The sequence below is a fragment of the Bifidobacterium myosotis genome (assembly GCF_002259745.1).
Taxonomy (GTDB): domain Bacteria; phylum Actinomycetota; class Actinomycetes; order Actinomycetales; family Bifidobacteriaceae; genus Bifidobacterium; species Bifidobacterium myosotis.
This window is the reverse complement of sequence record NZ_MWWW01000016.1, coordinates 19270-33140: the sequence shown is the minus strand read 5'-3', so window position 1 is coordinate 33140 and position 13871 is coordinate 19270. Positions and strand designations below refer to the sequence as shown.

The 13871-nt window shown below is 62.5% G+C and carries 11 protein-coding genes; 4 read left to right on the top strand and 7 right to left on the bottom strand.

Features of this window, described 5'->3' with window-relative positions; all coding sequences use genetic code 11:
• The first annotated feature begins 7 nt into the window (after positions 1 to 7).
• The 3 genes from BMYO_RS07750 to BMYO_RS07740 all read left to right on the top strand — a co-directional run bounded on the left by BMYO_RS07750 (position 8) and on the right by BMYO_RS07740 (position 4655).
• Positions 8 to 3358, top strand: coding sequence for a DUF3427 domain-containing protein (locus BMYO_RS07750; RefSeq protein ID WP_094667920.1), 3351 nt, complete (start codon positions 8 to 10; stop codon positions 3356 to 3358).
• Positions 3359 to 3708: 350 nt separating this feature from the next.
• Positions 3709 to 4281, top strand: coding sequence for a nucleotidyltransferase domain-containing protein (locus tag BMYO_RS07745; RefSeq protein ID WP_094667919.1), 573 nt, complete (start codon positions 3709 to 3711; stop codon positions 4279 to 4281).
• Positions 4281 to 4655, top strand: coding sequence for a HepT-like ribonuclease domain-containing protein (locus BMYO_RS07740; RefSeq protein WP_094667918.1), 375 nt, complete (start codon positions 4281 to 4283; stop codon positions 4653 to 4655). The genes BMYO_RS07745 and BMYO_RS07740 overlap by 1 nt, the downstream gene beginning before the upstream one ends.
• A gap of 311 nt (positions 4656 to 4966) precedes the next feature.
• Here the strand turns inward: BMYO_RS07740 and msrB are convergent, their stop codons facing one another.
• Positions 4967 to 5962, bottom strand: coding sequence for a peptide-methionine (R)-S-oxide reductase MsrB (gene msrB, locus BMYO_RS07735; RefSeq protein ID WP_094667917.1), 996 nt, complete (start codon positions 5960 to 5962; stop codon positions 4967 to 4969).
• A 66-nt stretch (positions 5963 to 6028) separates the two neighbouring features.
• Here msrB and BMYO_RS12195 point away from each other — a divergent pair, with 66 nt between their 5' ends.
• Positions 6029 to 6406 carry a hypothetical protein gene (locus BMYO_RS12195; protein ID WP_233428214.1) on the top strand — a complete coding sequence of 126 codons (378 nt, stop codon included), beginning with the start codon at positions 6029 to 6031 and terminating at the stop codon, positions 6404 to 6406.
• A gap of 109 nt (positions 6407 to 6515) precedes the next feature.
• On the opposite strand, the gene yddG is transcribed toward BMYO_RS12195, so the two are convergent.
• The 6 genes from yddG to BMYO_RS07700 form a co-directional block, all read right to left on the bottom strand.
• Positions 6516 to 7514, bottom strand: a complete 999-nt coding sequence (gene yddG / locus BMYO_RS07725; protein WP_094667916.1) for an aromatic amino acid DMT transporter YddG — start codon at positions 7512 to 7514, stop codon at positions 6516 to 6518.
• Between the two features lie 164 nt (positions 7515 to 7678).
• Positions 7679 to 8851: a toxic anion resistance protein gene (locus BMYO_RS07720; RefSeq protein ID WP_233428213.1), complete on the bottom strand. Its 1173-nt coding sequence runs from the start codon at positions 8849 to 8851 to the stop codon at positions 7679 to 7681.
• Between the two features lie 20 nt (positions 8852 to 8871).
• The gene (locus BMYO_RS07715; protein WP_143249144.1) at positions 8872 to 9978 is read right to left on the bottom strand and encodes a substrate-binding domain-containing protein; all 1107 of its coding nucleotides are present in this window, start codon (positions 9976 to 9978) and stop codon (positions 8872 to 8874) included.
• A complete protein-coding gene (locus tag BMYO_RS07710; RefSeq protein ID WP_094667915.1) occupies positions 9975 to 10667 on the bottom strand; it encodes a 5-bromo-4-chloroindolyl phosphate hydrolysis family protein in 693 nt (230 codons plus the stop codon). Before BMYO_RS07710 ends, BMYO_RS07715 begins: the two co-directional genes overlap by 4 nt.
• 88 nt (positions 10668 to 10755) lie before the next feature.
• Positions 10756 to 12435 (bottom strand): substrate-binding domain-containing protein, encoded by a 1680-nt coding sequence (locus BMYO_RS07705; protein ID WP_169834094.1) that lies wholly within the window; start codon positions 12433 to 12435, stop codon positions 10756 to 10758.
• A 293-nt stretch (positions 12436 to 12728) separates the two neighbouring features.
• Positions 12729 to 13820 carry an alpha/beta fold hydrolase gene (locus BMYO_RS07700; protein ID WP_094667986.1) on the bottom strand — a complete coding sequence of 364 codons (1092 nt, stop codon included), beginning with the start codon at positions 13818 to 13820 and terminating at the stop codon, positions 12729 to 12731.
• Positions 13821 to 13871 lie beyond the last annotated feature (51 nt).

Genomic DNA, 13871 nt, shown 5'->3' with positions numbered 1-13871 from the left:
AATCCATATGCCCCGCACGTCAGCCGTCGCCGATAGCCCCGCGCACGATGCATCATACGATTCCGGCACACAGTCCATCCTCGAAGATGTGGTGTCCGGTCTGATCGAATCACGCAAAGACGCCCCTGGCACATATGCGCCGGCGCTCATCTCCAACAGGCCGGATGGGTTGACCATGGACGGCGAATTGAGGCGTGAGCTCGCCACCAGCGATTCTTTTGACATGTCCGTTGCCTTTGTATCGTCGGAGGCGATCCTTAGCCTGTTCGAGGACTTCCGCAGTCATCGGGTCAACGCCAACGCCCGAACCGCCGCCTCAGCCAATGCCGCTCAGCCGCAATCGCACGGCGCTCCCTCACGCAACACCACGCCCAGCCGCATCATCACCTCCACCAAGAATCATTTCAACGATCCGAAGGCTTTTTGGGAACTGCTGCATCTGGGCCGCACGGCCGATATCGACGTGCGCATCTGGTCAGAGCGTGGCGAGTCCGAAGAATCCGCGCGGTCCGGCGAGCCTGGCGCGCCGAAGGCCGATAAGGCGCAAGGCCAGCCGTTCCATCCCAAGGGGTACGTGTTCGCCCGCCATATGCAGGACGGACGCCCATATTACGATCTCTACGTCGGAAGCTCGAACCTCACCACATTCGCCTTGAGCCGGCAGCGCGAATGGAATCTCAAGGTCTCCTCCTTGGCCGACGGCACCTTGGTGGACCAGTTCCGTCAGGAGATCGACTCGCAGGTACGTGACTCGGTGCCGCTCACCGAGGAATGGATACGCCAATACGAGGAGGACTTCAAGCGATACGCTCCCCCGCGCCGCACGATTCTGGAGTCCCTTGAGCGCCGCCGTGACATCCAGCCCAATGCGATGCAACGGGAGGCTCTGGCCAACCTCAAGGCCTTGCGCGAACAAGGCGAGCACCGCGCGATCATCATTTCGGCCACCGGTACGGGCAAGACCTACCTCTCCGCATTCGATGTCCGCGACTACCGTCCCAAGCGCATGCTGTATATCGCCCAGCAACAACAGATCCTCACCAGGGCGAAGGAGTCATATCAGAAAGTGCTCGGCTGTCCGAGCGAAGACCTGGGCCTGTACACCGGCACCAGCAAACAGCATGATCGTCGTTATGTGTTCGCCACCGTACAGACGATGCGTCAGCCTCAGGTGCTGGCCCAGTTCGCTTCGGACGAATTCGATTACATTCTGGTCGATGAGGTGCATCACGCCGGCGCCGACGGTTATCAGAAGGTCATCGACCATTTCAAGGACGCCGATTTCATGCTGGGCATGACGGCCACGCCGGAACGCACCGACGGCATCAACATCTTCGAGCTGTTCGGCCATAACATCGCCTATGAGATCCGCCTGCAACGGGCCTTGGACGAGGACATGCTCTGCCCGTTCCACTACTACGGCGTCGCGGAATATCTCGGTTCGGACGCGGACGCAGACCAGGAGAGCCACCGTATTCAAGTCGCCGACGGCACGACCACTGCCGAGGACGCGGCCCAGTTGAAGTACGAGATCAGCCAGCTCGCCACCAAAGAACGCGTGCGCTACATCATCGACAAGCTACAGGAATACGGACAGTACAACGTCCCGGTCACTGGACTGGTGTTCTGCAGCCGTCAGGAGGAGGCGCACGAGCTCTCCCGCCTGTTCAACGAGCAGTGGAATCAGCAGGATGAACGCCTCTATCGGACGACAGCCGTGACCAGCAAGGATGCGGATGGTCGTACCATCTCGCCAGAGCAGCGTGAGGAATACGTACGCCAGTTGAAATCCGGCGAGCTTGACTACCTGTTCACCGTGGACATGTTCAACGAGGGCATCGATATCCCCGCGCTGAATCAGGTGGTCATGCTCCGCAGCACGCAATCAAGCATCGTCTTCACCCAACAGCTTGGCCGTGGCCTGCGCAAGTTCCCGCACAAGGACAGCGTGGTGGTCATCGATTTCATCGGCAACTACGCCAACAACTTCCTCATCCCCGTTGCGCTGTACGGCAATACCGGCGATCGTGACATCGCGCGGAAGAATCTGCAGCGCCGGTCCATCGGCTTGTCATCCATCAGCTTCGACCCCATCGCCAAGGAGCGGGTGCTGCGTTCGTTGGATACGGCCGATTGGTCCGACATGAAGAGGCTGTCCGAACAGTACCGGCAGATGAGGTACGAGCTCGGACGCATCCCCATGCTGATGGACGTCTATCGCTTCGACCCGTCCCTGCCGTTCACGTTGGCATCGAAGCGCAGCAATTATCTGGACTTCGTTCGATCGCGCGAGAAAAACTTCGGCGGACGCAAGCGTGGTGGGCAGTCGGAGGAGACGAGTTTCCTCGACCAGCTGGAGCCGGTGTCCGACGCCGAAGACGCGGTGCTGAAGATGGCGACGGAACTGCTGCTGCCGGGCCTGAGGCCGCATGAGCTGGTGGTACTGTCGCAATTGTGCCAGTTTGCGGATGAGCAGACCGGGGTCGATGGGCCCTCTATCGGTGACGTCTCCGGTACCACAACCGTCTGGAAAGCATCGGAACCGATGAGCAGGAACGAGCTGATGGCCGCCATTCGGCGCGGCTTCCCGCAGGCTGACCTGTCCGATGCGCAGTTCGATTCCGCATTGCGCGTGCTGGACTACTCGTACTTCACCGACCCGAATCGAAAGCGTTTCGGGAATCTGCCGTTGATCGAGGAATTGGCTTCCACAGATGGTTCCGGGGAACGCCGATATCGGCTGAGCAACCGATTCGCCTCCATGCTGGCAGGCAACCGCACCTTCCGCATGTTCCTTGCGGATACCGTGCGAGTCGGGCTCGTCAATTGCCGCGATCTGTTCCGCGAGGCGCAGGACAAGCAGCGTTCGTTCGACCATGCGTTCCTCTACGAACGCAAGTATTCATTGGCTGACGTGATGCGGCTGTGCGGATGGAGGAAGGAGAACACACCACAGAACGTGGGCGGCTACCTGCTGGACAAGGAGACCGGCACCATGCCGATCTTCGTGAAATACGCTGCCAGTCAGTACGAGGATGAATTCCTCAACGCCCAAGAGATGAAGTACTTCAGCAAGAACGGGCGCACCCCGCAGTCACCGGAGTTCCGCTGGGTGCGCGAAGGCGCTGGCGACGCCATGGAATGGGAGCGCACGCATTTCGTGCCGCTGTTCGTCATGCGCAAGGCGGAGGCCAAGGACGGCAAGTACTACTACGTGGGGCACGTCGCCGCCTTCGACAATCCGCGTCTGACCACCAAACCAAACGCGGACGGGACCGGCACGGTGAACGTCACGCTGTCCACGTTGAGGCTCGCGCGGCCACTTGACCCGGAGCTATACCGGCATCTGGCGGGGTGAGGCGGCCTCGCGACCGACGGAATGCCGCTTCCGCGGCGCAGCGAAGGCCGCCAAGCGTCCGGTTGCGGTCATTAGTGACGTTCTTCCGACCACAACCGGACGTTCAAGAGCCCCATAGCGTCCGTTTCTGGTCAGGAGCACCCAACTACTGACCATAAACGGACGGAAATCCGCGGATTTGCGTCCCGTTTCCGTCAGAAGCAGCCATCTCCTGACGGAAAGCGGACGGAAGCGGCCATCGCTATCGCCCTGGATAGAACAGGCAGCGGACGTCCGGCCGACAACGTTGCTCCTGCGCCCGCACCCCGCGCCGGCCTCAACATATAGCGCATACGCTATATGTTGACGGTATGAAGTCAATTGCCGAGTTGCGCGAGGAACGCGTGCGCTCACACATCAGCCAGAGCGCTGCAGCACAGTCGATGGGAACCACGCAGTCGGCACTTTCCCGAGCGGAGCGCGAGGGTAACCCGACGCAGGATTTTCTACAGCGATATGAACGCGCATTAGCGGCATTGATCTCGGACAATCCTTCGAACAGCACAACGAACGCCGGCAGCGATACGGCCAATATCGGAAACCCGTCGCCCGCCAGCTCCAATAGCCCTCTGGAGATTGCGACGCTGAAGCTCATCGTGGCCCAGCTCGCAGAGCGACATCATATCGACGAAATGTATGTATACGGATCGGTGGCGCGAGGAGATGCAAGGCCGGACTCCGATGTGGACCTCATCTATCGCCTCAAACCCGGTGCCTCCTACTCGATAATGGAAAAGCAACAGCTCGTCGACGACTTGGAATCCCTGCTCAGGCGAAAAGTATCCCTTATCTCCTACGACTCCTTGCTCCGCCACGCCAAAAGGAGCCGCTCCAGCAAACGTTTTCTTGACCACATCACCCCTGACCTTATCAAGGTGGCATAATGCAGGCATCGCACCATCACCAAGACCAAGCATTCCGCGATCGAAGCACACTGATCCGACTGTTGGAGCATCTCGAGAACGCCATCAACGACATCAGCGGGATACCGTCACCCGCAGCACTGGACGACAACCGCATACGCTTCAATTCCGTGGCGATGGAAATGACACAAGTGCAGGAGTGTGCCCGCAACCTTTCAGACGGCTTCCGTGATACCATGCCGAATCTGCCCTGGAAAGAACTGCGTGCATTGCGCAATGTGATCGTCCACGATTCCGACGAAATCGATGTCGAATCACTGTACGACACCGTAACCAGGGATGCACCACGTCTTGTCGCACAATTGCGGCCATTGGTGGACGCGATTGACGACTAGTCCATCAATCCAGCGCCATACTGTTTTCTGCATCATTTGCTGCATCAGCATAAGTTTTCTGCATCATTCTGGCATGATATGATGCAGAAAATCGGAACATGAGGCATATCGAAAGCAGAAGTCCTCGAACGACTGCCGGACATCAGCGAAACCACAGTGGAACGCGCGCTACGATCGCTGGTGAGCTCAGGCTCAATCATCAAAATCGGCGCCGGGCGCAGCACGCGCTATATCAGGCAACGGTAACGCCGGCAGCTAGCCATGGATGGTAAGCAATGCCGCCTTCGCCTGCGGCACTTACCAATTACCGACTACTCGTCCTTAGCACCAGCCTCACCGTCCACGGCCGGAATCCAAGCGGCGTAGCCTTCGGCCTCCATCCGCGAGCGCGGCACGAACCGTAGCGCGGCGGAGTTCATGCAGTAGCGCAGGCCGCCGCGGTCGACAGGGCCGTCCTCGAACACATGACCCAGATGAATCTGCGTTTCGGACGTGCGCACCTCGATACGGTCGCGGCCCGGAATGCGATGGTCTTCATGCTCGGTGAGCAGCGAGGCGTTCAACGGCCGCGAGAACGCCGGCCAACCGCAGCCGGAATCGAACTTGTCACGCGAGGAAAACAGCGGTTCCCCGCTGACGATATCCACATAGATGCCCGGCTCGAACTCGTGGTCGTACTCGTTGACGAACGGGCGCTCGGTGGCCGCGTTCTGTGTGACCGCGAACTGTTCAAGCGTCAGATCCCAGATCTTCTCGACATACTTCTGGCGACGTTTCACGTTGGCGATGGCCGCAACCGGCACATGGCAGTAACCGCCGGGGTTGTTGACCAGATAATCCTGATGGTACGCCTCGGCCGGGTAGAAGTTGCGCAGCGGCTCGACCAGCACGGCCGGACGCTGCGGCTGGCGATCCACCAGCTGCTCAAGCGCCGCGATATACACGGCCTTCTGCGCCTCGCCAGCGGCGCCGTCCGTGTAGAACAGGCCGGTACGGTACTGACGGCCGGTGTCCGCGCCCTGACGATCCACGGAGAACGGGTCGATGACCTCGAGGAACAGCAGCGTCAACGTACGCAGACTCACCCGAGACGGGTCGAACGTGACCTTCACCGTTTCGGCTGCATCGGTCGCCCCGGAGCAGACCTGCTCATAGGTGGGGTTCTCGACGGTCGACTGCGCGTAGCCGACCGTGGTGTCGGTAACGCCGTCGATGTTCTGGAAGTACCGTTCAAGACCCCAGAAACAGCCGCCGGCGAAGTATGCGGTCTGGGTGCTGGCCTCTGCGTTGCTCACGTTCTCGCTCATGCGGCCAACGTTACTACGCCTCGCGGCTCCAGACACATGACTTTCCACGGGAATATGCTGGAGACTATGAGCAATACGCATGGCAGCGACGGGCGCGGGACGAACGCAGGCGGCGCACAGAGGCACGATATGGAAGCCGATAGGCGCACGACGGCCGATAACCCCCGTACGGGTACATGGACCAAGGAGTCCAGCCCCGCCCGGGCACGGCTGACGATCATCGGCACGGTGGTTGCCGTGGCGGTCATTCTGATATGCCTCGGCGCGTTCGTGAGCTGGGGACTGGCCGCGATGGCGGCGATCATCATGATTCCGGGCGCGATCTCATTGGCGATTCTGGCCCGCCACCCCGATTCGACCGGCGGCCGCAGCATGTTGGGCATCTCCGACCCGAATACGTTGCTGGACCCATTGCGTCGGCCGTCCGAGCGACGCGGCAAATAGGGCCGTCGCAGCACCGGCCGGCATATCGCTGCAAGGTCAGAGGTGACACAACGACTACCCTCAGACCTGTTTCACGGGAAACATCAAGTAGCTGCGTCGAGCGTGCGGCCTATTTGCGGGCGCTCACGAGATAGTTGAGCACCGAGCCGGCGGCCACCAGCAGCGCACCGCACCAGAACGGCAGCGACAACGCCAGCCCCAACAGCACCGCGCTGGCCGCGGTGGACAGCACCGGCGTGGCGTAGGATGCGATGGCCAACCGCTCCATCGAACCGTGCAGGATGCCGTACCCCCAGCACGCATATCCGCCGCCGATCGCGCAGGCGGCAAGCAGCACGAACAGCCAGGCCACAGGCCCCGGAGTCGTGGCCGGCATGCCCTGCCCGGACGCGAAATGGATGATCCACAGCGCCACAGCCACGCAGGGGAAGAACAGGGACGTACCGTCCACGCCATGCGCCATGGCCGGCGTGAACACGGCGTAGATGGACCACGCGAACGCCCCCATGAACGCCAACGCATACGGCAGCGGGTTGGCCGCGATGTGCGTGGCGGCCAGATGCCAGTCAAGTCCGGAGTTGCCGCCGACGGCGAGCGCCACGCCCACCGTGGCCACCACCGCACCGGGCAACACCTTGAGCACCGCATGGCGGCGGTGGGAGACCCCGGCGGCAAGCAGCACCATCATCGTCGGCCACAGGTAGTTGACCAGACTCACCTCCACCGACGATGCGGCCGTCGAGGCCAGCCCCAGCGAGAGGGAAATCGACGATTCGTAGAAGATGAACAGCAGTCCGCCGACGATGAGGTACTTCTTCGGGAACTGCCGGATCGGCGCCGGCCTGCGGAAGATCAGGAGCAGGATGCCGCCGACGGTGTAAATCAGCGCGGACCCGAGCGTGGCGCCGAAGTCCTCGGCCACGATGCGCACTGTGCCGGCCATGAAGCTCCACAGCAGGATGGCCATAAGCCCAATCGTCGTGGCGCGCGCGGAGACCACATGGCCACCCGATGCGGCCGAAGTCGTGGTTGGAGTCGTGGCCGGAGCCGAAGTCCCAGCCGAAGCCGCCGTCGATGAGCCTTTCTGCCCGCTGCCATCGTTCGCCATGCGCCGCACCTCCCCAATTCTCGGTTCCGGGGCCACTCTACATGCTCCAAGACGCCGAAATGCCGGACGCAGGCATCGGCCTTGTCCGGCATTTCGGTATCGCGACTGACCCCGTCACCGACCCGTCAGGCATGAAACCGTAAACGGGCCCCGCGTGAATCAGGTCACATCTGCTGGGCGTTCTCCAGCAGGGCGCGCTTGAGGTCGGACTCGATCTGGCGCATCTTGACCTGGGCGGCCTCGCGGTTGGCCTTGCCTTCCCGCTGAATCTGCACGGTCTCCTTGAGGGTGGCGATGAGCTCGGAGTTGATCTTCTCCAAAGTGTCGATCTCCACCACGGAACGCTGGTTGGCCTTCTCGGCGTCCACGGCGCCCTTGTGCAGGGCGGCGGCGTTCTTCTGCAGCAGCTTGTTGGTCACGTCGTCGGCCTTGTTCTGCAGGTCGAGGGCCTTGCGCTGGTTGGACAGACCGAGCGCGATCACCATCTGGCTCTTCCACACCGGGATGGTGGTGGAGATGGTGGTGTCGATCTTGTCCACGATGGTCTGGTCCGCGTTCTGGATGATCTTGATCTGCGGGGCGGTCTGCAACGTCACCACGGAGATGCGGTCGAGGTCGTCCAGTCGCTTCTCGAAGCGGTCGAGCTTGGACTTGAAGTCCTTGAGCAGCTGGGCCTGCATCGGGTCGCCGCTCTTGGCTGCCTCGGCCTCGAGTGCCGGCAGCTGGTTGGCGCGGAAGTCGGCGAGCGCCTTCTTGCCGGCCAGCACGGTGATCTTGAGCTCGCGGTACTGCTGCGCGTTCTGGGCGTACATCGTCTCATACATCGAGATGTCGGCCACCAGCTTGGCCTGTGCGCGCTCGAGCTTGGTGATGATTTCGTCGATCTGCGAGTCGACCTTCTGGTAGCGGCGGCGCAGCTTGTCGATGGAGACGGCGACCTGTCCGATGATCGGGATCTTGCGGAAGCCGCCGAGCTCGGCCTCATCGATGGTCACGAGCATGGTGTTGAGCAGCTCGCCGGCCTCGCCGGTGTCCTTGGACCGGGTGTCGGAGAGGATCTCGTCCGCGAACGTGGAGGTGGCGCGCTGGGCGTCCTTGCCATAGCTGGATTCGATGCCGTCGCGGGTGAAGTCGATCTGACCGGCCAGCTGGTTGACCGTCTGCTGGTCCGCGGCCGGCAGTTTGGCGATCTGCTGGTCCGGGGTCAGGGCGGCGACGGCCTGCGCCTCGGAGGGGCTGGGCACGAGGTCGCCGCCGGTTGACTGGGTGGCGAGCATCGGGTTGGTGACGGGCGAGTTGCCCTTGGCGAGGTCCGCAAGGGTGATTTGATTGGCCATGATTGGTTTCTTTCTTGTTGTTATTGCTTGGCTTGGACGCCTTGGAGTGTGGTGATGAGCTTCTGCATGGCGTCGTTGTTGGGCAGTTCGGAGACGGCCGGAATCTGGTCGAGCGTGCCGTTCACGCCAAAACGGCTGATCGAGTCGGTGCCTGCGAAGTTGGCGGCGCGGAATCCGTGACGCTCCCACGCCAGCTTCTGGATTTCGGGTGTCTTGAGCAGATTGAGCAGTTTCACACCCTTGTCGTCCAGCGCCATGAGCGTGTGCGTGCTCCAGACGGTCGGCGTCGGATAGACGATGACCACGTCATCCTTGATCTGCTTGAAGGCGTCTGGCTGGTTCACGGCCAGATCCAGAATCTGCGATTCATAGCCCACCATCATCGGCTTGGAGCCGACGCCCAAGGTGAGGAACTGGTTGAACGAGTCCTCGGAGGAGGTCTCCATCCAGCCTGATTTGGCGAAGATGTCGGCGATGGTGGCGCTGTCGCGGGTCACGGAATCGACCGTGGCCGGCTGTCCACCGTTGAGCACGGTGGCGATGAGCGCCGCGTATTCGTTGCCGGAGTTCGACTGGACCGGGTCGGTGGAGTCGATGCGGAACTGCCCGTAGCCGGCCTGATAGCCGACATCGGCCCATGTCTTGTTGCCCTTCATGGCCTCGACGGCCTTGGCCATGTCCATGTGGTACGCGCCGGAACCGTCCTTGGTGATGAGCCCGCCGGAGACGAGCCCGTCCACCACGGCCTTATGCGAGTAGAGCACGATCGGCGAGTTGAAAGCGATGTCGCTCTGTTCGGCCTTGACGCCCTTGGCGTTGCCGTATTCGACTGCCGCACGCGAGGAGGGGAACAGGTAGTCCATACCGGAACGGTCAGCGTCCATCATGGCCAGCGAACCGGCCTTGCGGTAGTCGATGTCGATGCCCTGCTTGGCGGCGGCCTCCTGGAACTTCGGGTCGTCGAACAGGCCGATCTTCTCGCCGCCGAGGTATCCGGTGATCTTCACCTGCTCGACGGGGGCCGCCGGCTTGGGCTGGGCCTGCCGCCACACCAGCGTGCCGCCCACCACGGCCACGACCGCCAAGAGCGCGATCAGTCCGATGATCTTCGATTTGGAGAGTTTCATTGTGCCCCTTCCCTGGGCTCCTTGGACGCTTCAGCCGCTTCAGCCGATGCAGCCGATGCGGCTTTCTCGGCGACGGCCGTATCCGTGTCGTATCCGTCCATGCGCGCGAGCCGCTGGATGGCGTCGGAATCCGCGGCGATGCCGAGCGTCTTGGAGCTCACGGCCCGGCTCAGCTCGCCGGCCGCGGTCTGTTCGAGCACCTGCAGCGCCTCGATGGTCTCCTGACGCGCCTTGGCGATCTGGTCGTGCGCGCCCGAGCTCTCAACGTCCACGTACGAGCGCAGCAGCTTCTCGGTCTGCTCGCCGTACACGGTGATGTAATGGCGCAGCGTCTGGTAGGCGGAGGGGTCACGGGTCACGTATTTGACAAGATCCTGAGTGGCCACCACGAAGTCGTTGGCCTCCTTGCGCACCACGGGGTCGCGCACCTGACGGGTCAGCATGTTGATGTTGTTGAGCCGCGCGTTGGCCGCGTCGATGGCGTCCGCCGCCTTCTGACCGTTGGGCAGGGCGGAGGCGAGCATCTTGCCGATGCGGCGCTCGGGCTCGGTCAGGGTGGAGGCCGCCACGTATCCGAGCGCGGCGAGCACCACGGCCACCACGAGGCCCACCACGCCGCCGCCGGCGAGCCAGAAGCCCAATCCGGCGAACAGCAGTCCGGCCACGAATCCGCATATCACCTGCAGCATGCTTATCTCCCCTCTGTCGTGCGACCCATCGGCGGGTGGGCCGGTCCGTCAGCCGACCGACCCGCCGAACGGCCCATCGCTTGCCCCATCAGTTGAAGCCCTTGACCTGACGGAACACGGAGGCCAGATCACCGGACCGGCCGTCGAACACCTTCGCGTTGCTGAGCGTGGCGAGTTCCTTGAGCTGGCTCGGGTCGGCGTCACCGAACATGATCGAGAAGATCGGCAGATCCAGATTGTCGTTCTTGTAGTCGCTTTCAAAGCGGGAACGGCTGCCGGTCTCCGAACGGCCATCGGTCATGAGCACGATGGCGGTGGTGTACTTGGCGGCCTCCGACTCATCCGGCAACTGTTCGAGGGCCGATTCAAGACCGAGATAGATGTCCGTGCCGCCCGATGCTTCGGTGCTCTGCGCCTCGTTCAGCAGTTTGCCGGTGTTCTGGCCGTTGGCCTTGATCGGGCTGTGCGCCTCGGATTCGAAGGGGATGAGGATGTTCACGTCGTCGTCCCCGGGCTCGATGTACGAGGCCTTGGCCTGGGCCGGATCGAGCGCGGCGTTCAGGCCCTTGACCACGCCGTCCTTGCCTTCGCCGTACATGGAACCGGAGTAGTCCACCACCCACACGGTCCAGCTGGGTTTGCGCAGCGCGGTCTGGTAGACGTTGAGCGCGCTGTTGATCACGGACGCGGCGGGCAGAGCGATGGTCTTCAGGGCCGAGCCGTCGGTGTTGATGCCCCAATCGGCGCGGAAGGATTCCTTGACCTTGCTGTCCGAGGCGTACGCGAGCACGCCGCCGAGACCGGTGCGGCGACCGGCGCGCTCGAACTCCAGCTTGGAGTCCTTGGCGGCGAGCGCCTTGGCGAAGGAGTCGAAGGCGGACTTGAGGTTCTGGCCGCGGTCCACGTAGCCGAGCGGCGAGTCGGAGATGGCGATGCCGTCGGCCGGGTAGACGGCGAGCAACGGGTCATGGCCGTTCTTCTCGAGGGTCTTGTTCGCCTGAATGACCAGCGATTCGTAGTTGACCATCGAATCAAAGCGGTCCGGGTTGGCCACGACCATATCCTTGAGCCAGTCCGAGGAGCCAGAGGAGCGGTCCACGCCCGTCAGCAGCGTCTTGACCTGGTCCTTCAGGGTCTGGTTGGCGAGGTCGGCGTCGGTGAGCGGGCCTTCGCCGCCGCGCAGGGCAGTCATAAAGGCGAGGTATGCGGAGGCGCCGGAGTTCGACTGGGTGGCGGAGGTCATCGAGAACTTGAGTTTGCCGGATTTGACGGCGTCGATGATGTCCGTGGTCTTCACGGGCTTGGTGGTGCCGTTGGCGTCCGCCCAGCCAAGTTCGACGGCCTTGGACTTGGCGATGCCGAACACGATCGGGGTGGTCGAGGTGCTGGTGGCGTCCTTGACGATGTGCTTGGTGTCTCCCATCGAGATCCACATCGAGGAGGCGGGCCAGACGGCGTCGAAGTTCTCGCCGCCCTTCTTGAGCGCGTTCATGATTTCGAGCGAGCCCATGTAGTGCATGGTGATGGCCACCTTGGACTGGTCAGCGGCCTTCTGGATCGCCGCGGCGACCTCTTTGTTCTCCGAGCCGGAGGCCACGGAGAGGGTGGCGGTGGGCTTGCCATCCGCCGGGGTGAACGTCTGTGTGTTGGTGTCGGAGACACCGCTACCATTGGTTTCGTTCTGCTGAGTGGAGCAACCGGCAAGCGCAAACGAGGCGGCAGCGATCACAGCGGCGACCGCAACTGCGCGACGGCGAAGAGAAGACATGATGCCCATACTTCCATTGTTCTCCCGCCGACTGAAATGCGTTGGACCGAAAGATGGATGCAAAGTGAACTCTAGATGAAGAGCAACACTCGGCTACGTAGTTGAGTCGGGGCCGATGACGGCTGCATTGACCCCTTGCTCGCTACTTCTCCCCTCAGTCGCCTGCGGCGACAGCTCCCCTCAAGGAGGGAGCCGCTAGCCAGGAAGGACGCGAGAAACCCGAAACTCAAACGGCTCCCCTCAAGGAGGGGAACCGCTATGGCCCAACAGCGTCCGCCGCATCGCCTCCGATATCAGTACGAGGCGCTGGCGATCATCGGGTCGTCGAAGAAGGCGAGAATCCGCTCCAGATAGGGCTTGTAGGTGCTGTTGGGCATCGAGAAGATCTCGTGGCGCGATTCGGGGAACCGGACCAGGGTCGCCTCGTCGCCGCCGTCCTTGATGAGGTCGATGAACCGGTTCTGCGGCTTGTTGAGCACCCAGATGTCCCTCCCCGCCTGGAACAGCAGCACCGGCGTCTCCACTTCGGCGCATGCCGAGGGGCTGAGCAGCGCCCGGCTGAGCTTGAGCGCCTGACGCACCCACTCGAACGACGCGCAGTATGTCTGGTATTCCGGATTGTCGCAGCGCAGCTTGAAATACCAGCGTTCGCGGGCTTCGGAGGCGCCCTCGTTGCCCTTCATCGAGAATTCGGGGGTGAAGTCGCTCTGTCCGAACACGCGCTTCCTGCCAAACCCGAGCCCGCATAGCGCGCTGACCAGCACGCGGGCCACCCGCAGCGGCATGCCGGTCGCGGGGGCGATCATCGGCGCGGAAAGCACGGCCTTGTCGAACAGCGTGGGGTACTGCTCAAGCACCGCGGCCCCGATGCCGCCGCCCATCGAATGACAGAACAGGTTGATCGGCAGGCCGGCCGCGTACTGCTGGCCGATAGTCTGGGAGAAGGCGGCGAGATCGACCACATACCGGCGCCAATCATCGATCCACACCATGCAGTGGTTGTCCACGTTGCGGGCGGACTTGCCGTGGCCCCGATGGTCCAGCACGCACACCGAATAGCCGGCGAGCAGGAAGTACCAGATGAGTTCGTTGTATTTGTCGGCGAACTCGGTGAATCCGTGGCTGATGACGATGGCTCCGCGGAAGGTGGCGGTCGCCCCCTGCTCGCGAATCGCGTCGAACTTGGCGGCGTCGTAGCACAGATAGTGCAGCTGGCCGGGATGCCCGCCGCCGATGGCCTCGCCGGCCAGCGGCTCCAGACCGGCCGCGCGCTCGGCCGACGACGGGTCGAACCACCCTTCCTCCCGGCATTGGGCCAAGGCGGGCAGCACCAGATTCGTCATGGTTTCGGCGTATTTCGATTCGTCGATCATCGTCACCTGCATGCCACCCATCTTAGGGCAGACGACGGGATGGCGGGCATTATTGGGCAGGCC